The sequence below is a fragment of the Vermiculatibacterium agrestimuris genome (assembly GCF_943193085.1).
In the GTDB taxonomy this organism is placed as follows: Bacteria; Bacillota; Clostridia; order Oscillospirales; family Oscillospiraceae; genus Vermiculatibacterium; species Vermiculatibacterium agrestimuris.
The window spans coordinates 18,789-43,125 of the sequence record NZ_CALPCU010000018.1 but is presented as its reverse complement, the minus strand read 5'-3'; the positions used below and the strand labels follow the sequence as shown (position 1 = coordinate 43,125).

At 61.2% G+C, this 24,337-nt stretch carries 22 protein-coding genes; 12 read left to right on the top strand and 10 right to left on the bottom strand.

Translation table 11 applies throughout. From position 1 onward, the window contains the following. From NFR87_RS07540 to NFR87_RS07530, 3 genes are all read left to right on the top strand, one after another. The coding region (locus tag NFR87_RS07540; RefSeq protein ID WP_251448594.1) for a TRAP transporter small permease at positions 1-639 on the top strand (639 nt) is incomplete at its 5' end. Between the two features lie 2 nt (positions 640-641). Next, entirely contained in the window at positions 642-1,922 is a 1,281-nt protein-coding gene (locus NFR87_RS07535) for a TRAP transporter large permease (RefSeq protein WP_251448591.1), read from the top strand. A 25-nt stretch (positions 1,923-1,947) separates the two neighbouring features. Beyond that, on the top strand, positions 1,948-3,147 hold the full coding sequence (locus NFR87_RS07530; protein WP_251448589.1) for a mandelate racemase/muconate lactonizing enzyme family protein: 1,200 nt from the start codon (positions 1,948-1,950) through the stop codon (positions 3,145-3,147). Between the two features lie 74 nt (positions 3,148-3,221). On the opposite strand, the gene NFR87_RS07525 is transcribed toward NFR87_RS07530, so the two are convergent. From NFR87_RS07525 to NFR87_RS07515, 3 genes are all read right to left on the bottom strand, one after another. Then, positions 3,222-4,316, bottom strand: a complete 1,095-nt coding sequence (locus tag NFR87_RS07525; protein ID WP_251448586.1) for an alanine racemase — start codon at positions 4,314-4,316, stop codon at positions 3,222-3,224. A 3-nt stretch (positions 4,317-4,319) separates the two neighbouring features. Continuing rightward, positions 4,320-5,687 carry an amidohydrolase family protein gene (locus NFR87_RS07520; protein ID WP_251448583.1) on the bottom strand — a complete coding sequence of 456 codons (1,368 nt, stop codon included), beginning with the start codon at positions 5,685-5,687 and terminating at the stop codon, positions 4,320-4,322. Between the two features lie 100 nt (positions 5,688-5,787). Then, positions 5,788-6,801, bottom strand: a complete 1,014-nt coding sequence (locus NFR87_RS07515; protein WP_251448580.1) for an acyltransferase — start codon at positions 6,799-6,801, stop codon at positions 5,788-5,790. 285 nt (positions 6,802-7,086) lie between these two features. On the opposite strand from NFR87_RS07515, the gene nrdD reads away from it, so the two are divergent. The 3 genes from nrdD to nrdG all read left to right on the top strand — a co-directional run bounded on the left by nrdD (position 7,087) and on the right by nrdG (position 10,472). Continuing rightward, positions 7,087-9,288: an anaerobic ribonucleoside-triphosphate reductase gene (gene nrdD / locus NFR87_RS07510; protein ID WP_251448577.1), complete on the top strand. Its 2,202-nt coding sequence runs from the start codon at positions 7,087-7,089 to the stop codon at positions 9,286-9,288. Positions 9,289-9,369: 81 nt separating this feature from the next. Further along, positions 9,370-9,951 carry a hypothetical protein gene (locus NFR87_RS07505; RefSeq protein ID WP_251448574.1) on the top strand — a complete coding sequence of 194 codons (582 nt, stop codon included), beginning with the start codon at positions 9,370-9,372 and terminating at the stop codon, positions 9,949-9,951. Continuing rightward, positions 9,948-10,472, top strand: a complete 525-nt coding sequence (gene nrdG, locus NFR87_RS07500) for an anaerobic ribonucleoside-triphosphate reductase activating protein (protein ID WP_251448571.1) — start codon at positions 9,948-9,950, stop codon at positions 10,470-10,472. Before NFR87_RS07505 ends, nrdG begins: the two co-directional genes overlap by 4 nt. 41 nt (positions 10,473-10,513) lie before the next feature. On the opposite strand, the gene NFR87_RS07495 is transcribed toward nrdG, so the two are convergent. Further along, positions 10,514-11,494, bottom strand: a complete 981-nt coding sequence (locus tag NFR87_RS07495) for an MBL fold metallo-hydrolase (protein ID WP_251448568.1) — start codon at positions 11,492-11,494, stop codon at positions 10,514-10,516. A gap of 161 nt (positions 11,495-11,655) precedes the next feature. Here NFR87_RS07495 and NFR87_RS07490 point away from each other — a divergent pair, with 161 nt between their 5' ends. The 3 genes from NFR87_RS07490 to NFR87_RS07480 all read left to right on the top strand — a co-directional run bounded on the left by NFR87_RS07490 (position 11,656) and on the right by NFR87_RS07480 (position 15,424). Further along, complete coding sequence (locus NFR87_RS07490) at positions 11,656-12,435, top strand: TIGR04255 family protein (protein ID WP_251448566.1); 780 nt, start codon at positions 11,656-11,658, stop codon at positions 12,433-12,435. Between the two features lie 104 nt (positions 12,436-12,539). Next, positions 12,540-13,871, top strand: a complete 1,332-nt coding sequence (locus tag NFR87_RS07485; protein ID WP_251448562.1) for an MATE family efflux transporter — start codon at positions 12,540-12,542, stop codon at positions 13,869-13,871. Between the two features lie 101 nt (positions 13,872-13,972). Beyond that, positions 13,973-15,424, top strand: coding sequence for a nicotinate phosphoribosyltransferase (locus NFR87_RS07480; protein WP_251448560.1), 1,452 nt, complete (start codon positions 13,973-13,975; stop codon positions 15,422-15,424). 127 nt (positions 15,425-15,551) lie between these two features. On the opposite strand, the gene NFR87_RS07475 is transcribed toward NFR87_RS07480, so the two are convergent. Then, complete coding sequence (locus NFR87_RS07475) at positions 15,552-16,322, bottom strand: tRNA lysidine(34) synthetase (protein WP_251448557.1); 771 nt, start codon at positions 16,320-16,322, stop codon at positions 15,552-15,554. A gap of 223 nt (positions 16,323-16,545) precedes the next feature. Between NFR87_RS07475 and rplM the strand changes: the two genes are divergently transcribed. Together rplM and rpsI are read left to right on the top strand one after the other, a co-directional pair. Next, positions 16,546-16,977, top strand: a complete 432-nt coding sequence (rplM, locus tag NFR87_RS07470; protein WP_251448555.1) for a 50S ribosomal protein L13 — start codon at positions 16,546-16,548, stop codon at positions 16,975-16,977. Positions 16,978-16,991: 14 nt separating this feature from the next. Beyond that, positions 16,992-17,396: a 30S ribosomal protein S9 gene (gene rpsI / locus NFR87_RS07465; RefSeq protein ID WP_251448553.1), complete on the top strand. Its 405-nt coding sequence runs from the start codon at positions 16,992-16,994 to the stop codon at positions 17,394-17,396. Between the two features lie 80 nt (positions 17,397-17,476). Here the strand turns inward: rpsI and NFR87_RS07460 are convergent, their stop codons facing one another. The 5 genes from NFR87_RS07460 to NFR87_RS07440 all read right to left on the bottom strand — a co-directional run bounded on the left by NFR87_RS07460 (position 17,477) and on the right by NFR87_RS07440 (position 23,259). Then, the gene (locus NFR87_RS07460; RefSeq protein ID WP_251448549.1) at positions 17,477-18,664 is read right to left on the bottom strand and encodes a M20 metallopeptidase family protein; all 1,188 of its coding nucleotides are present in this window, start codon (positions 18,662-18,664) and stop codon (positions 17,477-17,479) included. A 69-nt stretch (positions 18,665-18,733) separates the two neighbouring features. After that, the gene (locus tag NFR87_RS07455) at positions 18,734-19,549 is read right to left on the bottom strand and encodes a MetQ/NlpA family ABC transporter substrate-binding protein (protein ID WP_251448545.1); all 816 of its coding nucleotides are present in this window, start codon (positions 19,547-19,549) and stop codon (positions 18,734-18,736) included. A gap of 46 nt (positions 19,550-19,595) precedes the next feature. Beyond that, positions 19,596-20,276, bottom strand: a complete 681-nt coding sequence (locus tag NFR87_RS07450) for a methionine ABC transporter permease (protein WP_251448542.1) — start codon at positions 20,274-20,276, stop codon at positions 19,596-19,598. Continuing rightward, the gene (locus tag NFR87_RS07445) at positions 20,269-21,297 is read right to left on the bottom strand and encodes a methionine ABC transporter ATP-binding protein (protein ID WP_251448540.1); all 1,029 of its coding nucleotides are present in this window, start codon (positions 21,295-21,297) and stop codon (positions 20,269-20,271) included. The genes NFR87_RS07450 and NFR87_RS07445 overlap by 8 nt, the downstream gene beginning before the upstream one ends. A gap of 303 nt (positions 21,298-21,600) precedes the next feature. After that, positions 21,601-23,259, bottom strand: coding sequence for a copper amine oxidase N-terminal domain-containing protein (locus NFR87_RS07440; RefSeq protein ID WP_251448538.1), 1,659 nt, complete (start codon positions 23,257-23,259; stop codon positions 21,601-21,603). A 237-nt stretch (positions 23,260-23,496) separates the two neighbouring features. Between NFR87_RS07440 and NFR87_RS07435 the strand changes: the two genes are divergently transcribed. Further along, complete coding sequence (locus tag NFR87_RS07435; RefSeq protein WP_251448536.1) at positions 23,497-24,321, top strand: purine-nucleoside phosphorylase; 825 nt, start codon at positions 23,497-23,499, stop codon at positions 24,319-24,321. Positions 24,322-24,337 lie beyond the last annotated feature (16 nt).

Genomic DNA, 24,337 nt, shown 5'->3' with positions numbered 1-24,337 from the left:
CGGCCGACCTTGGGTCGGCCGCCCGGCACAGAAAGCGAGGGATTTTCCGTGAAGGAGAAAGGCTCCTTTAACCTGAAAAAATTTCTGAATGAGTTTGAGATCTATTTCGGCGCCATCATCTTTATCGCCATGACCGTCCTGCTGTTTATTCAGGTGGTCACCCGGTATTTGCTCCATCGTTCCTTTACCTGGACGGAGGAGATCGCTACCATCTTCTTTGTGTGGATGGTCTATCTGGGCGTGTGTTCCGCCGTTCTGCGCCGGAAGCATCTGCGCATTGACGCCTTTGTGGAGGCCATGCCCTTCAAGGTAAAAAAGGTGTTGCTTATCATCTCCAACATCATTTTCATCGCCTTTTTGATCTACCTGATCTTCCCCCTGATGAAGATGGTGCAGAACTACGCCTCTCGCGGCGCCGCTACGCCTCTGCTCAAGTTCCCCAACGCTGTGGCTTATGGCATGCTGCCCCTCACCTTTGCCCTGACCTGTATCCGGCTGGTTCAGGAGATCATCCGTCTGGCAAAGGAAAAGGAAGAGGATCTGGGCGTGTCCAAGCCCACCATTGATATGGCCGCTCTGGAAAGTGAAGCCGCTGCGCTCCAGGCCCAGAAGGCTAAGAAAGTGGAAGGAGGGAACTGATCATGCCTTATGCCATCATGTTTGGCTCCATGTTCCTGATGCTGCTCATCGGCGTACCCATCGGCATCGCACTGGCCGGCTCCATGATCCTGCTGCTCTTTGTCGACCCTGTCACCAGCATGACCTTTATCACCCAGGCCATGTACACCGGCGTGGGCAACTTTACCCTGCTGGCCCTGCCCTTCTTCATCATTTCCGGTTCCATCATGGAAAAGGGCGGCATTTCCAAGCGTATCGTCAGCTTTGCCAACTCTCTGCTGGGTAACACCACCGGCGGTCTGGGCATGGTGTCCATCCTTGCCTGTATGTTCTTCGGCGCCATCTCCGGCTCCTCCCCCGCCACCGTGGCGGCCATCGGCGGTATCATGATCCCCCAGATGATCCGGGCCGGCTACGATAAGTACTATGCCACCGCCCTGTGCGCGGTGGCCGGCGGCCTGGGCGTCATTGTGCCTCCCAGCTATCCCCTGGTGGTTTACGGCATCACCAATAACGTCTCCATCAGCGACCTGTTCATGGCCGGCTGGGGCCCCGCCATCCTGGTAGGCGCTCTGCTGATGATCGTCAACTACTTCTACTCCAAAAAGCACGGCTACACCGGCACCGACGTAAAGTTCTCCGTGGGCAATGCCCTTAAGGAGCTGTGGAATGCCAAGTGGGCCATGCTGATGCCCGTCATCATCCTGGGCGGCATCTACTCCGGCGTCTTTACCGCCACCGAGGCCGGCGTGGTAGCCACTGTCTACGGCATTGTCATCGGTAAGTTCGTGTACCGGGAGCTGTCCTTTACCGAGCTTTGGAAGATGTACAAGGACAATGTGCCCTTTATCGGCGGCATGATGTTCGTCTTCGCCCCCGCCGCCAGCCTGGGCGCCGTGTTCTCCATGATGGGCGTGACCGCCGCCATCCAGGAGTTCTTCCTGGGCATGTCCAACAGCCTGATCGTGGTCATGATCCCCATTTTCATCCTGCTGTTTATTGTGGGTATGTTCGTTCAGACCACGCCTGCCATTGTCATTTTCGCCCCCATCCTTCTGCCCATCGTCGAGTCTCTGGGCATGGATCCCATCCAGTTCGGTCTGGTCATGGATCTGTCCCTGGCCATCGCCTTTGTCACCCCGCCTGTGGCGGCCAACCTTTTCGTTGCCACCTCTATGACGGGCTTGGGCATGTTGGATATTGTAAAGAAAGCAGTCCCCTTCATCATCATGCTGTTCCTTGCCATGGTTTTGGTGGCCTATGTCCCCGCTATCTCTATGGGCTTCCTGCATCTGTTTAAGTAACGTTAGCAAAGGAGTCGTTTTCCCAATGAAAGTAACAAGTGTCGATATTTTTGAATGTACTACGGGCAATCCCCTTCTCGATCCCATTTTTGTCCGCGTGAACACCGACGAGGGCATCTCCGGCTTCGGCGAGGTGGGCTTTGCCTATGGCAAGAGCAAGTATGGCGGCATCGGCCAAGTCCGGGATCTGGCCAAGCTGATGATCGGCTGGGATCCCATGGACAACGAAGCCCTCTGGGAGATGTACAAGCGCAACACCTTCTGGGGCCAGGGCCGTGACTGCGGCGGCGTGGTGTTCCAGGGCGCGGTCAGCGCGCTGGACATCGCCACCTGGGACATCAAGGGCAAGGCCCTGGGCGTCCCCTGCTACAAGCTGCTGGGCGGCAAGACCAATCCCAAGATCCGGGCCTATGCCAGCCAGCTCCAGTTTGACTGGGGCAAGGAGCACCGCAACATCTCCGACCCCAAGGATTACGCCAAGGCCACGGAAAATGCCCTGGCTGAGGGTTATAGCTGTATCAAGGTGGATCCCATGTGTGTCAAGCCCAACGGCGTCTACGCCCGCGAGCCCCGTCCCGATCCCACCTGGCGTACCCGGGGCTCCCTCTCCCCCGAGGTGCTGCGGGTGGCCTATGACCGGGTAAAGGCCATGCGGGACGTGGATCCCAACCTGGATATCATCATCGAGCTTCACGCCTTCTCCGACATGAACACCTCCATCCAGCTGGGTCAGCGGTTGGAGGAGCTGGGCATCTTCTATCTGGAGGAGGCCACCGATCCCACCAACGTCCAGTGCATGCGGCAGGTTCGGGACAAGCTGAATATGCCCATTGCCACCGGTGAGCGCATGGCCACCCGGTGGGCCTTCCTGCCCTTCCTGGAGGCCGGCGCCGTCCAGGTGGTGCAGCCCGACCTGTGCGTTACCGGCGGCCTGACTGAGGGCAAGAAGATCTGCGACCTGGCCAACATCTACGACGCCGGCGTCCAGATCCATGCCTGCGGCGGGCCGATCTCTACCGCTGCCGCCCTCCAGCTGGAGGCCGCCATTCCCAACTTCGTCATCCACGAAGTCCACGAGGGAGGCCTGAAGCCGGAGATCCGGGCGCTGTGTAAATACGACCATCAGCCCGTCAACGGCAGCTATGACGTGCCCGAGCTTCCCGGCATCGGCAACGAGCTGACCGAGAAGGCCATGAAGGAAGCCGCGGTTATCACCGTCCAGTAAACCACATACTTAACAAAAAGCACCCCCTGAGCTGACCGGATCAGCTCAGGGGGTGCTTTTTCTGTGTGTCTTCTTTATCCGATATACTCCACCGTCACATCGGCGGCAGCGGTGAGAAAGGCCATCTCGCTGTAGGAGATGTCGAACTCCAAAATATCCCCTGCCTGCAATTGCCGCGGGCACTCCTCCACGTCCAGGATGGTCAAGTCGCTGGCGCCGCCCAGATAGGTGATCCCCTCCTCCCGGGGGATGAGCTGGGCAGAGGAACCCATGTCCAGCTTTCCGATCCCGATGAGGGCCCGGCGGCGAACGCCCCGATCCTCATAGGTGGGCCGGCCGCCGAAGGCGTCCACAAAGATCTCTCCCACCGGATAGCTGGGCTTACTTCGGCACTCCACCACCTCCGTCTGGAGGGTGAAGACATGGGAAGAGAGATACTCGATATCGGTGACGCCCCACTCATACTTGAAGTCATAGCACAGCAGGATGCCCTCTCCGACGCGCAGGTGATTTATTTTTTTCGGCATCTCATGCCGATGCACCAGGAGGTAGGAGGTGGTAGCTCCGCCGGAGACGATCTCCAGCTCCCGGCCCACTGCCGTCTCCACCTTCTCCGCCAGCTCGGCCAGCTCCTCCATTTTCTCCACCGTGGGCTTGATGGCCCCGTAGCAGCCCAGGTTGGTGCCGATGCCCGCCAGGATCACATGGGGAAGCTCTTTTTCCACATGGAGGGCCGCCTGCACCAGCTCCTCTTTGTCCCACCAGCCTTCCCGGAGATCCCCCAGGTCGGCCATAAGGATGACCTTATGGGTCTTCCCCTGGCGCTCACAGGCCGCCTCCACCGCGTCCAGCACGGCCCGGTCGCTTTGGAGGCTGTAATCCGCCAGGCGGACGACCCCCTCCACCTCAGAGCGCATGGGCACCCGGATGAGCATGGTGGGAAGGCCCAGGTCGGCAAAGGCCGCCAGCTGGCTCAGCCGGGAGGAGGCCAGCTGGTCGCAGCCGCCACGGGCAAACCGCTCCACCATGGGCCTTTGGCTGTTGATCCCCTTTACCACACCGGCCACCCGGATGCCCTGATCGTGGCAGCGGCGGGTCACCTCATTTGCGTTCCGCTCCAGCAGACCCAGGTCGCAGAGAAGCCTGGGATAGCTCTTTTTCTCTTCCATCGCTTACTCCTTTCGGCTCAGGAACCGGCCGGGCAGGGCCCCGGTGAGGATGCCCTGCTCCACCACCGTCTCGCCGGCAATGAACACGGCGTCGATCCCCCGGTTTGGCAGGGTGATGTCAGTGAATTCCGCCCCGTCGGCGATGGTATCGGGGTCGAAGATGACCAGATCCGCGTCCATGCCCGCTCGGATCTGGCCCTTGGCGGGAAGGCCCACCCGCCCGGCGGCCCGGCGGGTCATCTTGTCCAGAGCCTCCATCAGGGTGAGGGCCTTCTCCTCTCTCACATACTTGCCCAAAATGCGGGGGAAGGTACCGGCGGCTCTGGGATGTCCGGCGCCGTCGGTGATCACGCCGTCGCTGCCCAGCAGGCCCACGGGGTGGGCGACGGCGGCGCGGATGCTCTCCTCGTCCATGGCGAAGGCCACCACCCGGGCCTCCGGGGTCTCCCGGCGCACCTTCTCGTATAGCTCCCTGGTGCACCGCTGGCCGGCGTAGGGGGCGTGGAGCAGGAGAATGATGTCGTAATCCACCCCCCACTTCTCCCGCCAGTCCATATCGAAGACGGCGGTGCCGATGCCGGTGGAAAAGGCGCAGTAGGGATAGGTGTCATAGCCCAGCAGGGGATTTTCCCTGATCTCTTTCTCCAAATATTCCAGGGCCCGGGGCATATTGTGGGCGGTGCCCGCCAGGCTGCTCAGGTGGGACACCTGCACCCGGCACCCCGTGTCCCGGGAGAGCTGCGCCATCTCCCGCAGAGAGTCCATGCAGGCCTCACAGTCGGCCCGGAAGTGGATGGAGACGAAGGGGTCGTACTCCTTCACCGCCTCCACCGCCCGGGTCATCTCCTGGGTGGAGATGCCGGGGCTGTACTCCAGCCCAAAGGACACCCCCCAGGCCCCGTCGGAGAGCTCTCTGTTCAGCTTCTCTAAAATAACGGCCTGCTTGTCCGGCGTGACCGCGTCATACCAGTCCAGGCCCTCCCTCTCCCGGATGGTGTTGTAGCCCGCCAGAAGGATGTAGTTCACCGGCGCGCCGCCGTTGCGCGCCAGGATCGCCTTGAACTGGGCGGTGGAGTGGTTCTGCTGGCCGCAGTTGCCCGCCACGCAGGTGGTGACCCCCTGCCTGGCCATATATTGGGCGATGTCGTAGCTGTGGGAGCCGTCCTTGAACTCCTCCTCGTGCATATGCAGGTCGATGAAGCCGGGGGAGACCACCTTCCCGGCGGCGTCCACGATCTTCCCGGCCTCCGGCCGAGCCCCGGCGGGGAGGACGGCGGCGATCTTCCCGTCCTTCAGGGCGATCTCGGCGCGCTCCAGCTTCCCGGTCTCAAAGTTGGGATAGCGGCCCCCTGCGATCAACGTGTCATACATGTCAATGACCTACCTTTCTTTCAGCGGCCCTGCAGCCGCGCATTTCAATTGTTCCATAGCGCCAGCTCTCCCGCAAAGGCGCAGGCGGCCAGGGCCGGATTCAGCCTCTTTTCAGGGCGCGTCTCCCCGCCCCGAGCAGGCCGTCGATGGCCCAGGCGCACAGGATCGACAGCGGCAGAAGCGCCAGGAAGGTCAGCAGCATGGCCTTCCTGCCGCCGTTAAAGACCCCCACCTTCCGCAGGCACTCCAGCAGAAGTACATGGCAGAAGAAAATAGTCTGGGAACGCTTGGCCAGAAAGGACACCGCCCGGTCGAGCCGCTCCCTCCCCTTCCATCGGTTCCCCAGGCCCAGGCACAGCAGGACGATCAGGGGCGTATAGAAGAAAAGCTGCCACTTCAAAGAGTCCAGAGAGCCGGTCAGGCGGCTTTCATAGGCGTAGACCGCCGCCGACAGCGCCGACAAAACCGCCAGGAAGGGAAGGCTCCTGCCGCACCAGCGGCACAGCTTGGACAGGTTCCACCGGTGCAGCGCCATGCCCAGAACAAAATACCCCACCCAGGTGGGCAGCAGCTCCCAAAGGGGCAGTCCCCCGGGCAAAAAGCCGGTGCCGGCATAAAAGATGTACTGCTGGCAGACCAGGGACACCGCCACCGCCGCCAGAAGGGTCTGGAGGGGCCAGCGGTCTGTCAGGCGGCGGAGCAGAGGATAAAAGAGATAGAACTGAAGGGTGATGATGATAAAATACAGGTGGGCGGAGCTGGTGCCCCACAGAAGGGCGCCGCCCACCCCCTCCCAGCTTTGGAAGCGGTGGTAAAAGCCCCAGTAGAGCAGGCTCCACACCAGATAGGGGGGCAGCAGCTTTACAAACCGGGTCTTCCAGAACCGCCCGCAGCTCCGGACTTCCCCAAAGCCCAGCGCCAGTCCGGAGAGCACCATAAAGGCGGGCACGGCAAAGCGTACGATCTGGTTGAGGAAAAAGGCCAGATTCATCCCGCCCAGGGTGTGGGCCGAGTCCTGGTAGACAAATGCGCCGGTCACATGGATGGCGACCACCCCCAGCATGGCCAGCGCCCGGACATAGTCCAGCTCCGGCATCCGCTCTTTCTTCTCCACCGCGCACCCCTCCCTCAGATATCCCGCCGTTCTTTTTCCGGCTGTCATTTTGATAGTATAGCACAAAAAAGGAAAAATTTCCTCCAAAAAGCGGATTTCGTTTCCATTTTCCGGCCAAAAGGCTAAAATCCCATATCTATGCGGCCTGTCAAAAAATAAACACCATATCTTGTGTTTTTTCTCTTGCATCCCGTTACAATATAGTGTATACTGAATAACGCCGAGCAACAAAAGGGCAATATGGGGCCCTTTGCTACAATATAGAGAGAGGGGACGACAGCACCAATGAAAATCATCAAGCGCAGCGGTCAGGAAGTGACCTTCGATTCCGAGAAGATCTTCAGCGCTATCGCCAAGGCCAACGCCGCCACCACCGGCGCCCGGGAACTGACGCCCAGTCAGATCCGCGCCATCTCCGACCGTATCGAGGCCGTGGCCGTCCAGATCGGGCGGGCTCTGGCCGTGGAGGAGATCCAGGAGCTGGTGGAGACCGAGATCATGAAGGAGGGGGCCTACGAGACCGCCAAGCGGTACATCCGCTACCGGTATACCCGCTCCCTGGCCCGGGCCGCCAACACCACCGACGAGCAGATCCTGACCCTCATCGAGTCCAATAACGAGGAGGTCAAGCAGGAGAACGCCAACAAGGATCCCAAGGTCAACGCCGTCCAGCGGGACTACATGGCCGGCGAGGTGTCCAAGGATCTGACCAAGCGGGTGCTGCTGCCGCCCGATATCGTGGAGGCCCACGAGTCCGGCATCATCCACTTCCACGACATGGACTACTTTGCCCAGCACATGCACAACTGCGACCTGGTGAACCTGGACGACATGCTGCAAAACGGCACCGTCATCTCCGGCACCATGATCGAGAAGCCCCACTCCTTCTCCACCGCCTGCAACATCGCCACCCAGATCATCGCCCAGGTGGCCTCCAACCAGTACGGCGGCCAGTCCATCAGCCTCACCCACCTGGCCCCCTTCGTGGACATCTCCCGGCAGAAGATCCGCCGGGACGTGATCGACGAGTGCAAGATCCTGAACCACGAGGTCAACGAGGAGCAGCTCTCCGAGATCGTAGAGAACCGCCTGCGGGAGGAGATCCGCCGGGGGGTGCAGACCATCCAGTACCAGGTGGTCACCCTCATGACCACCAACGGACAGGCCCCCTTCATCACCGTGTTCATGTACCTGGGCGAGGCCCGCAACGAGCGGGAGAAGAAGGATCTGGCCATGATTATCGAGGAGACTCTGCTCCAGCGCTACAAGGGCGTGAAGAACGAGGTGGGCATCTTCGTCACCCCCGCCTTCCCCAAGCTCATCTACGTGCTGGAGGAGGACAATGTCCGGGCCGGCAGCGAGTACTGGTACCTCACCGAGCTGGCCGCCAAGTGCACCGCCAAGCGGATGGTGCCCGACTACATCTCTGAGAAGATCATGCTCCGGGACAAGGGCGACGTGTACGTGTGCATGGGCTGCCGGAGCTTCCTCACCCCCGACCGGTTCACCGAGGCCGGCGTGGGCAACATCGCCAACGCCAAGAACTACGAGGAGGGCAAGCACAAATATTACGGCCGGTTCAACCAGGGCGTGTGCACCATCAACCTGGTGGATGTGGCCCTCTCCTCCCAGAAGGACATGGACGAGTTCTGGCGCATCTTTAACGAGCGCCTGGAGCTGTGCCACCGGGCCCTTCTGTGCCGCCACGAGCGGCTCAAGGGCACCCTCTCCGACGCCGCCCCCATCCTCTGGCAGGACGGCGCCCTGGCCCGGCTGAAGAAGGGCGAACCCATCGACAAGCTTCTTTTCAACGGCTACTCCACCATCTCCCTGGGCTATGCGGGGCTCTATGAGTGCGTCAAGTATATGACCGGCGTTTCCCACACCGAGCCGGAGGTGGGCACCCCCTTCGCCCTGAAGGTCATGCAGCACATGAACGACGCCTGCAAGAAGTGGAAGGCGGAGAGCAATATCGACTTCTCCCTCTACGGCACCCCCCTGGAGTCCACCACCTACCGCTTTGCCAAGTGCCTGCAAAAGCGCTTCGGCATTATCGAGGGGGTCACCGACAAGGCTTACATCACCAACTCCTACCACATCCACGTCACCGAGGAGATCGACGCCTTCTCCAAGCTGGCTTTTGAGTCCAAGTTCCAGGCCCTCTCCCCCGGCGGCGCCATCAGCTATGTGGAAGTGCCCAATATGCAGGATAACCTGCCCGCGGTGCTCAGCGTGATGCAGTTCATCTATGAAAACATCATGTACGCCGAGCTGAACACCAAGTCGGATTACTGCCAGGTGTGCGGCTTCGACGGCGAGATCTCCATCGTGGAGGACGACGGCAAGCTGGTTTGGGAGTGCCCCCACTGCCACAACCGGGATCAGGATAAGATGAACGTGGCCCGGAGAACCTGCGGCTACATCGGCACCCAGTTCTGGAACCAGGGAAGAACCCAGGAAATTAAGGAGAGAGTTCTCCATCTGTAATGCGGGACAAGCCCAACAGGGGCGGGCAAAACGCCCGCCTCTGTTTTTTGCAAAATGAACTGGCGTGTGAAGGAGGTTCCCATGAAACAAATATTGACCGTTTTTGTCCTGCTTCTCGCTTCTATGGCGGGCACAGCGGAACAACCGCCCGCCGCCGAACCGGCCCCCGTTCCGCAGGTTCTCACCGAGATCGGCAAGCCCCTGGCCACATTGCGGGAAGAGCACTCTAATGGCGTGGTTTTTGTCCGCCCGGACGGCTATCCCGACGCCGCCGCAATCTGCTTTGGCGAGGCGGACGGAGCGGTCGCCTATGTGTTCTTGGGCACCCAGGGGGTGGATTATCTCCCGGCCATGGAGGCCTGCAGCGAGGAACTGCGGTGCTCCGGAGTGCTGACAACGGCGGGGGTGCTGTTTCCCGCCATGCCGGAGTGCATGACCTTTTCCGAATTCTTCTCCCTGATCGGGGTGTCAGAATATGACTACGTCACCGGGGAGGAGGCCATCACTGCGGCGGGCTGGGTGCTGTTTGACTACGACGGAAAGTGGGCGGCGCTGGATACAAATGCCACCGGTCAGACGGTCTGCAGAGACGCCCATATGATCATCACCGCCCCGGAGATCGAGGAAGCAAATCGGAAACTGGCAGAGGAGTTATCATCATGAACTACTGCAACATCAAACCCCGTGACATCGCCGACGGCCCGGGGGTGCGGGTGACTCTCTTCGTCTCCGGCTGCACCCACCACTGTAAAAACTGCTTTCAGCCCGAGACCTGGGCCTTCGATTACGGAGCGCCTTTCACCCCAGCGGTGGAGGACAAGCTCCTGGAGGAGACCGCCCCCTACTTTGTGCAGGGGTTGACCCTTCTGGGGGGCGAACCCATGGAGCCGGAGAACCAGCGGGGGCTGCTCCCCTTCCTGCGCCGCCTGCGCCGGGAACTGCCGGGCAAGGATATCTGGTGCTACTCCGGCTACACCTGGGAGGAGCTGACGGGCCAGACCCCCTCCCGCTGCCGGTGTGAGGTCACCGACGAGCTGCTCTCCCTGCTGGACGTGCTGGTGGACGGGGAGTTTGTGGAGGAGCTTCACGACATCACTCTCCTGTTCCGGGGCTCGGCCAACCAGCGGCTCATCCATGTGCCCCAGACCCTGGCGGCGGGACAGATCGTCCTCTGGGGCGAATAGGTCAAAAACAGGGGGCCGGACGAATGTCCGGCCCCCTCGCTTTACATCGCCTCGTAGCGCCAAAGGCCCTCCCGCTGTTCCCGGCCCACCTTGCCCCGCTTGCGCAGGTAGTCCAGGTGGGACAGGCACTCCCCCACCGCGAACCACTTTTGGATGATAGGGAACTCCTCCCAGCTGTCCGCCCGGATCTTCCAGGTCATTTTTCCGGCGATCTCGTAGGCGGTAAGTCCGGGATTTGTGCGCACCACCTCCAGCGCCTCCGTCAGCCGTTTTTGATGGTGGGCAAGCAGGTAGTCGATGCGCGCCCGGTACTCTCCCTCCGCCCGGTGGCCCGGCAGAGTGCGCCTCACCGGGTAATCCCTCACCCGCTCCAGGCTGTCCAGATAGTCTCCCAGGGCGTCCTCCACCCCGGGCCATTCGGTGATGTTGGGCGTGATGTCAAAGAGGACATGATCTCCGGAGAACATGATCCCCTCCTTTTCGATCCAGAGCATACTGTTGCCGGGGGTGTGGCCGGGCACTATGATAAGCTCCAGCTCGTACTTCCCCACCCGCAGCTTTTCCCCGTCCCGCAGGGGCATAAACGCGTCGGTGATGGCGGACAGCGCCTCCTGCTTGGCGGGGTTGACACGGTCGATCTCCTCCAGAATACCGCGGGGAAAGCCCTCCCGCTCAAAGCGGTCGTTCTTGGGGTCGGAGAAGCGGACTCTGATCCGCTCCGCCAGATAGTCCAAGTCGGGCTGACTCATATAGATGCGCCGCCCCTCCCCCACAAAGAGGTCGGCCATGCCCGAATGGTCTGAGTGAAGGTGGGTCACCAGCACGTCCCGGCGGCAGGGGTCGCTGCCCAGCTCCTCCAGCCCCGCCTCCAGGGCCTCCCGGCAGGCCGCCCGGCGAAAGCCGGTGTCGATGAGCAGGTCGGAGTCCTCACCCCGGATAAAATAACTGTTGAGCTCCCTGAGTGGATTGCCCGGAAGGGGCACTCCGATCCGATAGATATTCTCCTCCAATTTTTCGACCATGATCCGGCCTCCCCGTCCTTTTTACAGCCAATTATACACGTTTCACCCCTCCCCTGCAAGAGCGGGATCGTCCGGCCCGCATTTTCTCCCTCTTTTCTTTGACATTTTGGGAAAATACGGGTATGATAGAGACAACGATCCTTTGGAAAGGAGTTCTCCCCATGTTATTTGCCGACAATACCCGCTATTCTTACGTCAATTCCCCTCTTATCGAGGTCATCTGCCAGCTGCGCTTCCCCACCATTCTGTCCATCGGCTCCACTGAGCCCGCCCAGTTCCAGGAGGCGGTTCGCTCCGACTTCCCCCGGTACGCAGCCCGGCAGGATCAGCAGAGCGTCAGGGTGGTGGACGGCAAGGTGGAGCAGCCCGCCCCCATCACCAACTACAATTTTATCTCCACCGACGGACTGTGGAAGATCAACCTGACCCAGAACTTTGTGGCCCTGTCCACCCTGCGCTACACCCGGTGGGAGGACTTTGCCCAGCGGCTGGACAAGATCCTGGCCCTGTTCATCCAGATCTACCAGCCCTCTTTCTTCGAGCGCATCGGCCTTCGGTATGTCAACGCCTTCTCCCGGGGCCGCCTGGGTCTCCAGGACGAGCTGTGGGACGACCTGATCGAGGCCCCCTTCATCGGCGTCCTGGCCGAGCCCGACGTGGACGAGAAGCTGACCGGAAAGTGCGCGCTGGACGTGGAGATGAGCTTGGAAAACCAGTGCCGCATGAAGCTCCACGCCGGCCCCGGCATGCTGGGGGACGGCAAAAAGGATCCCGAGCCCAAGTTTATCCTGGACGGGGATTTCTCCGTACTGGAAAAGGAGATCGCCGCCGGCAGCATTGCCGGACACCTGAGTGACCTTCATGAATACGCGGTGCGTCTTTTTAACGCCGCCGTCAGCCAGGAGCTGAAAAACGCCATGGGGCCCACCCCCATCGGATAAGGCTTCGGTTCCATTCCCACGCCTATTCTGGGATACGATCTTTCAGCGGGCGTCCTTTGGGGCGCCCGCCTTTTTCCGCGTCGATACTTAGAAAAGGAGTTTTTATGAAAATCCAGCTTTCCGACCACTTTACCTATCCCCGCCTCTTCCGCTTCACCCTGCCCTCCATCATCATGATGATCGTCACCTCCATCTACTCCACAGTGGACGGCCTGTTCGTGTCCAACGTGGTGGGACAGAACGCCCTGGCGGCGGTGAATATCGTCTATCCCCTCACCATGATCGTGGGGGCCTTCGGCTTCATGCTGGGCACCGGCGGCAGCGCCGAGGTGGCCCGGGCCATGGGCATGGGGGAGGGGGAAAAGGCCAGGCAGTATTTTACCACGCTGATCCTCACCATCATCGCCCTGGGCGCGGCCCTGTCCATACTGTGCGTCATCTTTATGGAGCCCCTCGCCCTCCTCTTCGGCGCGGACGAGGCCCTGCTGGACGACTGTGTGGTCTACGGCGTCATTATGATCGCCGGCGCCCCGGCCTTTATGCTCCAGACCTCCTTCCACTCCTTTTTGGTCTGTGCCGAGCGGCCCAAAATGGGACTGTGGCTGTCAGTGGGCTCCGGCGTGACCAACATGGCCCTGGACTACCTCTTCATCGCCGTGCTGGGCTGGGGCGTGGCGGGGGCTGCCGCCGCCACGGTGGCAGGTTATCTGGTGGGCGGGATCATCCCCCTCATCTATTTCCTCCTGCCCAACAAAAGCCCCCTGCGGCTGGTCAAGACCCGGCTGTGGCCCCGGATGCTGGTCAAAAGCTGTGCCAACGGCTCCTCCGAGCTGATGAGCAACGTGTCCGGGTCGCTGGTCACCGCCCTCTATAACCGTATCCTGATGGCTACCGCCGGCGCTGCGGGCGTGGCGGCCTACACGGTAATGATGTATCTCCAGTTCGTCTTTGCCGCCGTATTTATCGGCTTTTCCATGGGCACCGCCTCCATTTTCAGCTACCATTACGGGGCGGGGAACACCAGAGAGCTGAAAAGCCTGTTTCGCAAATGTATGACGGTGATAGCGCTGTGCTCTCTGAGTATGGTGGCCATGGCCCAGCTCCTGGCCCGCCCCCTGAGCGCCATCTTTGTGGGCTATGATCCCCAGCTGCTGGAGATCACCGTGGCGGGAATGCGCATCTTCTGCCTGTCCTTCCTCACCGGGGGCATCAGCGTATTCTGCTCCGGCTTCTTTACCTCTCTGGGGGACGGGCTGGCCTCCGCCGCCATCTCCTTCTCCCGGACACTGCTGTTCCAGGTCGGGTCTATCCTGCTTCTGCCCCGGCTGCTGGGAGTGGAGGGCATCTGGTGGGCCACTCCGACGGCGGAGGCCCTGGCCCTGGTGGTGGCGGCAGGGTTCCTCTGGAGTCGCCGCAGGAAATACCAGTACATGTAAAAACGGGCGGCCCGGCGGAAACGCCGGGCCGCTCTTGACCTTTTCCGAAAAAAGGAGGTATAATACCCATAACTTTCTTACCCAAGGGGGGCGGTTTCCCAATGAAAAACCATCTCAACTACACCATGCTGTGCGACTTCTACGAGCTGACCATGGGCAACGGCTACTTCCAGACCGGTCTTGGCGACCAGATCTGCTACTTCGACGTCTTTTTCCGCAATGTCCCCGATGCTGGCGGCTTCGCCATCGCCGCCGGCCTGGAGCAGGTCATCGACTACATCGAGAACCTGCACTTTGACGACGAAGACATCGCCTACCTGCGCAGCAAGGGCTGCTTCAGCGAGGAGTTCTTGACCTATCTCCGCAACTTCCGGTTCACCGGCGACCTGTGGGCGGTGCCCGAGGGCACTCCCATCTTCCCCCACGAGCCCATCCTCACCGTCCGGGCCAATGCGATCCAGGCCCAGTTTGTGGAGACCTTTATCCTCCTGACCCTGAACCACCAGTCCCTCATCGCCACCAAGACCAACCGCATCGTCCGCGCCGCCCAGGGGCGGCCGGTCAGCGAGTTCGGCTCCCGCCGGGCCCAGGGCCCCGACGCCGCCCTGCTGGGGGCAAGGGCCTCCTACATTGCCGGCTGCTCCGGTACCGCCTGCACTCTGGCCGATGAGCTCTACGGCTCCCCCGCCGGGGGCACCATGGCTCACTCCTGGGTGCAGATGTTCCCCGACGAGCTCACCGCCTTCCGCACCTACTGCAAGCTCTACCCCCACAACGCCACCCTGCTGGTGGATACCTACAATGTGCTCCAGTCCGGCGTGCCCAATGCCATCAAAGCCTTCCAGGAGATCCTGCTCCCCCAGGGCATCACCTCCTGCGGCATCCGCCTGGACTCCGGCGACCTGGCCTATCTCAGCCGCAAGGCCCGGAAGATGCTGGACGAGGCGGGACTGACCGAGTGCAAGATCTTTGCCTCCAACGCGCTGGACGAATATATCATTCGGGATCTCCTTCTCCAGGGGGCCAAGCTGGACGCCTTCGGCGTGGGCGAGCGGCTCATCACCTCCCGTTCCGAGCCGGTGTTCGGCGGCGTATATAAGCTGGCCGCCGTGGAGGACAAGGAGGGGAACATCATCCCCAAGATCAAGATCTCGGAAAATGCCGCCAAGATCACCACCCCCCACTTCAAAAAGGTCTATCGCCTGTTCGATAAGACCGACGGCAAAGCCTTTGCCGACCTCATCACCCTCCACGACGAGACGGTGGACGAGAGCAAGCCCCTGGAGCTGTTTGACCCGGACGTCACCTGGAAGAAAAAGACCTTCACCAACTTCACCGCGGTGGAGCTTTTGAAGCCCATCTTCCTGGGGGGCAATCTGGTCTATGACAAGCCCTCCATCCAGGACATCCGGGCCTACTGCAAAGCGCAGATCGACCTGCAGTGGGATGAGGTCAAGCGGTTTGAAAATCCCCACAACTACTATGTGGATCTCTCCCAAAAGCTCTGGAACATCAAGCAGCGGCTTTTGGAGGAGCAGGGCCACAGGAAATAACGGAACAGACAGAGCTTCCCTCCGGGAAGCTCTGTCTGTCTGAATAGAGCAATTTCCATAGGTGTTTTCTGCAAATCCTTCCCTTTCCCAAGGCGGACGAGGCGAAATTCCGCCCCGTCCGCCTCTTTTATTCCCCTTTCTCCCCCTGCTCGGCATAGGGCCGCCGGCGATGCTCCACCGGCTCCCACTCCGGCAGGGGAAGCCGCTGCATAGAGCCGAAGACCCGCTCCTTCAATCCCGGATAGCTGCGCTCCAGATCCCGGATAAGCTCCTTCACCTCCTGGCGCTTGGTGGCGCCGTCGGCGGGACAGGGGTTGAAGACCACCGGCAGTCCCAGCCGCTTGGCCGCCCCCCGCACCATCCCCTCTCCGCAGTAGAGCAGCGGCCGGATCTGGGTGATGCCCATCCGGGTCAGCTCGGTCACCGGCTGGAAGCAGGAGATGCGCCCTTCGTAAAACAAGGACAGGAAAAAGGTCTCCACCGCGTCGTCGAAGTGGTGGCCCAGGGCGATCTTTTTGATCCCCCGCTCCGCCAGGGCGTTGTGGAGGGCCCCCCGGCGCATCTTGGCGCACATGGAGCAGGGGTTTTTCTCCTTGCGCAGGTCGAAGATGATATGGGCGATCTCGCTGGGAATGAGCGTGAAGGGCACGCCAATGGAGGCGCAGTAGTCCGCCACCGGGCCGAAATCCATTCCCGCGCCCCCGTCCACCGGCCCCATGTCCAACGTCACCGCCTCCACGGTAAAGGGCTTGGGGTAGAACTGGGACAGCTTTTGAAGGGCGGTCAGGGTCACCAGGGAGTCCTTTCCCCCGGAGACCCCCACCGCCACCCGGTCTCCGGCCTGGATCATATCATAGTCCTCCACGCACCGGCGCATCAAAGAGAGGATCTTTTCCATTGTCTGCCTCCGAAAATTTGAAAATTGAAACGGAGCAATCAAGAGGTTTCAAGAGAAAAACAGCGCAAAAATGAGATTTTAGCTTTTCAAATAAAAAAATCCCAAAAATTCGTTGACAGGCCCCGTCAGCCGTATTATAATACAAAACGCTCCGAACGTCCAGATTCGGAGCACTTTCCTTGTGAAAACGCTCATATTTTGAGCATCAAATGGAGGTTAGACCATGTCCACATTTATGGCAAACAAGGGCAACATCGTCCGCAAGTGGTACATCCTTGACGCGGCGAACAAGCCCCTAGGCAAGACCGCTGTCATCGCCGCCGACCTGCTGCGGGGCAAGCGCAAGCCCGAGTACACTCCCCACGCCGACTGCGGCGACTTCGTCATCATCCTCAACGCCGAGCAGGCCGTGCTCACCGGCAAGAAGCTGGAGCAGAAGTATTACCGGCATCACTCCGGCTGGGTGGGCGGCCTGAAAGAGGTCGACTACAAGACCCTGATGCTGAAGAACCCCGAGCTGGCCATGAAGCTGGCTGTGCGGGGCATGATGCCCCGCAACACCATCACCAAGGACTCCCTGAGCCGGCTGCACATCTGCCGCGGCGCTGAGCACAAGTACGCCGCCCAGAAGCCCGAGCCCTGGACGATGGACTAAGGAGGTAACTGACCATGTATAAGAGCAAGAAGCCTTATCTCTACGGCACCGGCCGCCGGAAGTCCTCCGTGGCCCGGGTGCACCTGTTCCCCAACGGCACCGGCGCCATCACCATCAACGGCCGGGACATCGACGACTACTTCGGTCTGGACACTCTGAAGCTCATCGTCCGTCAGCCCCTGGTCACCACCGACCTGCTGGGCAAGGTGGACATCTCCGCCACCGTCACCGGCGGCGGCGTCACCGGCCAGGCCGGCGCCATCCGCCACGGCATCGCCCGGGCTCTGCTGGAAGTCAACCCCGAGTACCGCCCCGCCCTGAAGGCCGCCGGGTTCCTGACCCGCGATCCTCGTATGAAGGAGCGCAAGAAGTACGGCCTCAAGGCCGCCCGCCGCGCGCCCCAGTTCTCCAAGCGCTGATATCTGGCGCCTCCCATCAAAAGACGCAAAAAAGGCCACCCTTTCGGGTGGCCTTTTTCTTTGCTTTACTTAAAATTATGTCAACCAAATTGGCCGGTGAGATAGTCCATGGTGTACTGGGTATGGAGGGCGGCGGCAATAGTCAGGGCCCGCTCATCCAGGTCAAAGCGGTCATTGTGGAGTGCCCGGCAGGTGTCCGGCCTGGCCGGATCGGAGCTGCCCACAAAGGCGTAGACGCCAGGCACCTGGGCCTGGTAGTCGGCAAAGTCGTCTCCCACACAGGACAGCTCCCGGTCGGTGACCAGGGCTGCCGCTCCGAAAAGGCCGGTCACCACACCCGCCGCTTCCCTGCAGATCTCAGGGGGGTTCACCAGAGGGGCGGCAAAGTCCTCCCACTCCACCTCCGCCGTGCCGCCATAGAGCTGGGCGGTGACCTTGCACAGTCTGTCCAGCTCCCCGGTGATCTGCGCCCGGGTCGCGGCGGAGAAGGCCCGAATGGTGCCCTCCAAAACGGCGGATTCCGCCACGATATTATAGGAGGTACCCGCTGTCAGCTTTCCCACGCCGATGACGAGGGGATCCACAGGAGACGTCCGGCGGCTCACCAGAGCCTGGAGGGCGACCACGATCTGGCTGGCGATGTACAGGGCGTCCACCCCCAGGTGGGGAGTGGAGACGTGGGCGGCCTTGCCCTGGAGGCGCACAGTGAAATGATCCACGCTGGCGTTGTTGGGCCCCGGCGTCACCCCCACCTTGCCGCAGGGGATGTCGGGGGCCATGTGCACCCCGAAGACCCGGCCGGAGCCCTCCAGCAGTCCCGCCTTCACAAACTGCTTGGCTCCGTAACCCACCTCCTCGGCGTGCTGGAAAAACAGGCGCACCTCACCCCCAAAGTCGGCCCGGTGGGCGAACAGCAGCCTGGCCGCGCCCAAAAGTCCGGCGGCATGGCCGTCGTGGCCGCAGGCGTGCATGACTCCCGGCTGCCGGGAACAGTAGGGCAGGCCGTCGTTTCCCTCCTGAATGGGCAGGGCGTCGATATCCGCCCGGAGGGCGATGACCCGCTCCCCCTTCCCCGTTCCCCGGAGGACGACGCAGACTCCGGAGCCGTCCACCCGCTTGTGGTCGGTGATGCCGATACTGTCCAGCTCGGCCTCAATGCGCTCCGCCGTCCAAAACTCCTTGCGGCTCACCTCCGGATGCTGGTGGAACTCCCGGCGCAGGCCGGAGACATAGCCCTCCAGCGCCTGAGCTTCCTTCCAAATCTCCATGGGAAAGACCTCCTTTTTGTCAGATGGGAAAAGAGGCGGGCACACGGCCCGCCTCTTTGGAGTGGTATCTCAGTACTCGAAGGCGGGGATGAACCGGCCGCCAAAGAGGTCGTCGATCGCCTGGGCCACCTCAGCAGTCTGGTAAGCGGCGGCCACCTTCTGGTAGGTCTCGTTCTCCAGGTCGGCGGTGCGGCAGGCAATGATGTTGATGTAGGGGTTATCGCTGCCGGCCTCCACCGTCTCGGTGTACACCGCGTCGGCCACATTCAGGCCGTTATCCTCGGCGTGCTGGCCGTTGACGAAGGCGATGGCCACATCGGGAATGGAACTGGCGGTGTAGGCGGCCTCCATCTCCACAAACTCCAGGTTCAGGGGGTTGGAGGTGATGTCCTTGCGCTCAGGGGTGTAGCCGGCAGCGGGATCCACCTCAAGGACGCCGGCGGACTCCAGGATCTTAAAGCAGCGGCCCTCGTTGGTGGGATCGCTGGGCACCGCCACCTTGTCCCCATCCTTCAGCTCGTTCAGGTCGGTGATCTTATCGGAGTAGATGCTCAGCGGGGCGATGTAGGTATTGCACAGGGTGGTGACCTCATAGCCGTTTTTCTCCACCTCGCCGTTGAGATAGGCCTTGTGCTGGAAGGCATTGAGATCCACCTCCCCGCTGTTCAGCGCCTCGTTGGGCAGGGCGTAGGCGGAGAATTCCACCAGCTCGCACTTGATATTCTCCTTCTCCAGCAGCTCATTGACCTTGTCCCACTGGTTGTTGTTGGAGCCCACCACGCCGACCTTGACCACGGTCACATCGGCGGAGCCGCCGCCGCAGGCGCACAGAGACAGGGCCAGCAGGCCGGCAAGGGACAGAGCGATCACATTCTTCTTTTTCATTTTTTATTTCCTCCTAAAAATCAAATTCAGAATTGGGATGATTTGCTTAATGAGTGGCCTTTCGGGCGATGGAGCTGCCGATGGCCTGGATGAGACTGACCATGATCAAAACGACCAGCACCACCACATAGGCGATGTCCATTTGAAGCCGGTTTCCGCCGTAGGAAATGGCGAAGTTGCCCAGACCGCCGGCACCCACCGCCCCCGCCATGGCGGTAAAGCCGATGAGGGAGACCAGGGTGATGGTGGTGCCCCGGACGATGCCCGGAATAGATTCCCGCAGGCTGACCCGCCAGAGGATCTCCCAGGGGGAGCAGCCCATGGACTGTGCCGCCTCCACAAGGCCGGCGGGCACCTCGGCCATGGCGGTCTCCACCTGCCGGGCGAAGAAGGGCACCGTGCCGAACAGCAGGGGAACGATGGCGCCCTTGACGCCGATGTAAGTCCCCATCACGCTGCGGGTAAAGTCCCGAAGCATGATCATCAGCAGGATGAAGGGGATGGAACGAAAGAGATCTATGATCTTTCCAACGATAAAGTACAGCCAGCGGTTTTCCATCACCCCGCCCGGACGGGTGGCGATAAGGGTCACCCCCAGCGCCAGGCCGATGACAAAGGCGATGCTGCCCGCGATGCTCACCATCTGGAGGGTCTCCACAAGGGACTGCCAGAGCATCTCCGGCTTTTCCATCAGATTGGGCAGAAGTTGATTCAGCAGCTCAGCCACGCTTCAACACCTCCACAACGACATCCTTTTCACTCAAGTAGGCGATGGCCTCACTGACCCGCTCTCCGCTGATGGTAGCCACCAGACCGCCCAGAGACTGGCCGGCGATGATCTCCACGTTACTGAACAGGATGCTCACATCCACATCGAACCGGCGGGAGATCTCGGAGATGGTGGCCTCGGCCACGTTGCCCTGTCCGTAGTTGAGCCGGGCAATGACCTGGCTGGGCTTCAGCGCCACCATGGGGTCATCCGCGGCAATGAGCTCCTCGATCTTGCCCAGGTTGGAGGTGGTAGCGATGAAAGACCGGGTCACCGGCTGCCGGGGATTGGAAAACACGTCGAAGACGCTCCCCTCTTCCACCACATAGCCCCCGTCCATGACCGCCACCCGCTGGCAGATCTCCTTGACCACCGCCATCTCGTGGGTGATGACCACCACGGTGATGCCCGTCTTCTGGTTGATGTCCCGAATGAGGCGGAGGATGGACTGGGTGGTCTGGGGATCCAGGGCGGAGGTGGCCTCGTCACACAGGAGCACCTTGGGATTGCTGGCCAGGGCCCGGGCGATGGCCACCCGCTGCTTCTGCCCGCCGGAGAGCTGGGAGGGATAGGCCGCCGCCTTGTCCGGCAGTCCCACCAGCTCCAGAAGCTCTCTGACCTTGACGGCAATATCCTCCTTGGAAAGGCCGCTGCCTTTCAGGGGAAAGGCCACATTCTGCGCTACGGTGCGGGAGGGCATCAGGTTGAACTGCTGGAAGATCATGCTGATCTTCTTCCTGGCCTGACGCAGCTCCCGCTGGGGAATTCGCGTCAGCTCCTGTCCATCCACCGTCACCGTCCCGGCGGTGGGACGCTCCAGCAGATTGATGCACCGGACCAGGGTGGACTTGCCCGCCCCGGAGTAGCCGATAATGCCGAAGATCTCGCCCGGGGCAATATGTAAGGTCACGTCCCGTACCGCGTGAACTCCATCGGTCTCACTGCCGAAGGTCTTGCTGATGTGGTCTAATTGGATCACGTTCATTCCCTCTTTCTCAAAGTGGGCTTATATACAGGCAGGCCGTTGGGTACCTCGGCCTTCTTCGCAAAATAAAAGCGGGAAGCGCCTACGCGCTTCCCGCTTTCTGAAACCGGCCCAACGGCCGTGATCTCTCAGAACATCTGTGCGGAGGCGCGCAAAAACGTGGGCATCGGCATCATCGCCATGTCCATCCCCCGCATCATCATGCCATAACCGTAAGTCATGATAGGCGCGCCTCCTTCCAAGTTGATTTTCTGTTATCTTACCATTTCATTTCCAGGCTGTCAATAGGAAATTTTCTCAGCGGGGGGAGCACACCCCGCAGGCGGAATACCCCCAACTCCTTGCTTCCTGAACCGTATCAAACCAGATCTCATTCTCCAACTTGATTTTCTTCGCATAACGGCAGCCGGGATAGTGGTACTTATCAGACTCCAAACTTCCTACATAGGTCCCGCTCTTCTTGACTGTGGGATCGGGTTCAGGTACAACTATCTGGGTGGGGCCGTCGGCGCCGCCGATGACGCCCAGGTCGGTGCCCATCTGGGCCTCCAGCAGCTCCAGATAATCGATCACATTGGCCCCGGCGGGAGGCTCGGTGGCGGGAGCAGTCTTTCCGGGAGCGTAGCCGCCGGCCATGTTCAGCTCCATGGCCATCAGCCCCGCCATGTCCATCTTCACCTCGGCCAGCATCTGGTCGTTCTCATCCACGGCGATGTTCATGTCCATGGTCACGGTCACGCCATCCTCCTCCGCCGTCATACCCATGCCGACAACATAGGCGGTGACGGCGTCATCCTTCATGGTCATGACGAACACCACCGTGACGGTGACGCCATTCTCCTCCAGATCAAGAATGGCGGTGTACTGGTCGCCCTCCTTCACAAAGCCCTCGTCGCTCAGCGCGGCCAGAACGGTCTCCACCGTGGTCTTCACCTGCTCATAGGCGGCGGTAGAGTCGGTGACGGTCACAGAGCTGAGAGAGGACTTCACCAGCGCGACGTAGTCCACAGACTTGGAGGTCTCCATCAGCTCCACCCAATCCACACCGGACTGCTCCATCATGACCGCCATGTCCAGCTTATACCAGTCGTCGGCGCTCATGCCGGCGTCGGCCAGCAGCTCGCTGTCCACATTCATATAAAGGGCGCCCAGGCCCAGATCGCCCCGCATGGACAGGTCGACGCCCTTCTCCTTCATGACGGCAAGCATGGCCAGATCCTCTTCGCTCAGCTCGGTCTGGCCCATGGCGCTCACCAGAGAGGCCAGGTTGGTCATATCCATCTTCATGTTCATGTCCATCTCCAGCTTCTCGCCGTCGGCCATGACGCCCTTGACCGCGGCGGCGAGGGGCATCTCCGCCCCCAGCAGGGACATACTGCCGTCCACGGTCATATCCACGTCCCAGACGCCCTCATTGTACTTCTCGCTATAGGCCGCCAGCTTCTCCAGATAGGTGAAGTTCTTGCCCTCCATGGCCTCGTCCAGCAGCTTGGCGCTGTCCACCAGGATGGCGGTGGCCCTCTCCTGATCCCAGCCCACCACACAGTCAAAGGCCTGGGCGGCAAAGCGGACGGGCACGTAAGTGCGCCACACGCCGTTTTCATCGGCGGCGGCGTAGGGGGCAACATCCATCTGGATGGCGGTGACCACACCGCCATCCTCCACTGACGCGTCAGTGGAGCCGGGGAGCATGGTGACGGTCTTGCCGTCCCGGACGGCGGAGATGGCGCCGGTCTCGGCGTTCCAGTCCACCTGGGCGCCCAGGGCCTCGAAGACGGCCCGGAAGGGCAGGAAGGTGCGCTCGTTTTGCACCTGGGGCACAGCGTCGGTGAAGGTCAGTGCCTGACCGTCCAGCTGGACGGCAATGCCGCTGTCCTCGGCGGCCAGCGCGCTGCCGCAGCCCAACAGGGCCACAGACAGGCCCACTGCGGTAAGCAGACGGGTAAACTTGTTCACAATAGTTCCTCCTTTTTGTACCTGAAAGGTATTTTTTATTATATCTCCCTCCTCCTGTGATTGCAAGGGGTCGTACTTATTTTCAGGAGAAATCGTCCTTTTTCACCAAAAAGGACGACCCGCCCCCGGGGGCGGAGGCCCGCCGGGCTTCAATATGGATTGCAATTTCTCCCAAAACGGTGTAAAATAACCTATCTCGACCATAAAATAACGAACTGTGAGAAAGGACGGTCTATTATGAGCTTTCCCTTTTCCTTCTACCAGGAGAGCGCCGCGCTGATCCAGAGCAAGCTGGGCTCCTTCCAGCCCGAGGTGGCCATGGTGCTGGGCTCCGGTCTGGGCTTCCTGGGCGATATCGTAGAAAACCCCATCATCATCCCCTACGGCGACATTCCCCATTTTAAGGTCTCCACCGCCCCCGGCCACGCTGGGCGGCTGGTGTGCGGCACCCTCTCGGGTAAGAAGGTGGCCGTGATGCAGGGCCGGATGCACCACTACGAGGGCTACTCCTACGAGGAGGTGGCCTACGCCGTGCGGGTGCTGAAGCTGGTGGGCTGCACCAAGCTGATGCTCACCAACGCCGCCGGCTGTGTCAACAAGGACTGGACGGTGGGCGACATCATGCTCATCACCGACCACATCAAGTTCTTCATGGAGTCCCCCCTGCGGGGTGAAAACCTGGCCGAGTTCGGCCCCCGGTTCCCCGATGTGTCCCACATCTACACCCCCCGGTTCCAGGATGTGGCCCGCCAGAGCGCCCGGGAGCTGGGCCTCACCCTCCGGGAGGGAGTCTACTGCTACTTCCCCGGCCCTCAGTTCGAGACCCCTGCCGAGGTTCGGGCCGCCCGGGTATTGGGCGGCGACGCCTGCGGCATGTCCACCGCCCCCGAGGCCATTGCCGCCGCCCACGCCGGTATGGAGGTGCTGGGCTTCTCCATGCTCACCAACATGTGCGCCGGCATCCTGGATCAGCCCCTCAGCGGCGAGGAGGTCAACGAGACCGCCGAGGCCCGGAAGGGCCCCTTCTCGGAGCTGGTGCTCAAGTGCCTGGAGAAGATGTAATTATGTAAACCTGAAA

What these genes read in the sequence shown, in the direction of transcription:
- NFR87_RS07535 (WP_251448591.1), top strand. Translation starts at nt 642, where the DNA reads ATGCCTTATGCCATCATGTTTGGCTCCATGTTCCTGATGCTGCTCATC.
- NFR87_RS07530 (WP_251448589.1), top strand. Translation starts at nt 1,948, where the DNA reads ATGAAAGTAACAAGTGTCGATATTTTTGAATGTACTACGGGCAATCCC.
- NFR87_RS07525 (WP_251448586.1), bottom strand. Translation starts at nt 4,316, where the DNA reads ATGGAAGAGAAAAAGAGCTATCCCAGGCTTCTCTGCGACCTGGGTCTG.
- NFR87_RS07520 (WP_251448583.1), bottom strand. Translation starts at nt 5,687, where the DNA reads ATGTATGACACGTTGATCGCAGGGGGCCGCTATCCCAACTTTGAGACC.
- nrdD (WP_251448577.1), top strand. Translation starts at nt 7,087, where the DNA reads ATGAAAATCATCAAGCGCAGCGGTCAGGAAGTGACCTTCGATTCCGAG.
- NFR87_RS07505 (WP_251448574.1), top strand. Translation starts at nt 9,370, where the DNA reads ATGAAACAAATATTGACCGTTTTTGTCCTGCTTCTCGCTTCTATGGCG.
- nrdG (WP_251448571.1), top strand. Translation starts at nt 9,948, where the DNA reads ATGAACTACTGCAACATCAAACCCCGTGACATCGCCGACGGCCCGGGG.
- NFR87_RS07495 (WP_251448568.1), bottom strand. Translation starts at nt 11,494, where the DNA reads ATGGTCGAAAAATTGGAGGAGAATATCTATCGGATCGGAGTGCCCCTT.
- NFR87_RS07490 (WP_251448566.1), top strand. Translation starts at nt 11,656, where the DNA reads ATGTTATTTGCCGACAATACCCGCTATTCTTACGTCAATTCCCCTCTT.
- NFR87_RS07485 (WP_251448562.1), top strand. Translation starts at nt 12,540, where the DNA reads ATGAAAATCCAGCTTTCCGACCACTTTACCTATCCCCGCCTCTTCCGC.
- NFR87_RS07480 (WP_251448560.1), top strand. Translation starts at nt 13,973, where the DNA reads ATGAAAAACCATCTCAACTACACCATGCTGTGCGACTTCTACGAGCTG.
- NFR87_RS07475 (WP_251448557.1), bottom strand. Translation starts at nt 16,322, where the DNA reads ATGGAAAAGATCCTCTCTTTGATGCGCCGGTGCGTGGAGGACTATGAT.
- rplM (WP_251448555.1), top strand. Translation starts at nt 16,546, where the DNA reads ATGTCCACATTTATGGCAAACAAGGGCAACATCGTCCGCAAGTGGTAC.
- rpsI (WP_251448553.1), top strand. Translation starts at nt 16,992, where the DNA reads ATGTATAAGAGCAAGAAGCCTTATCTCTACGGCACCGGCCGCCGGAAG.
- NFR87_RS07460 (WP_251448549.1), bottom strand. Translation starts at nt 18,664, where the DNA reads ATGGAGATTTGGAAGGAAGCTCAGGCGCTGGAGGGCTATGTCTCCGGC.
- NFR87_RS07455 (WP_251448545.1), bottom strand. Translation starts at nt 19,549, where the DNA reads ATGAAAAAGAAGAATGTGATCGCTCTGTCCCTTGCCGGCCTGCTGGCC.
- NFR87_RS07435 (WP_251448536.1), top strand. Translation starts at nt 23,497, where the DNA reads ATGAGCTTTCCCTTTTCCTTCTACCAGGAGAGCGCCGCGCTGATCCAG.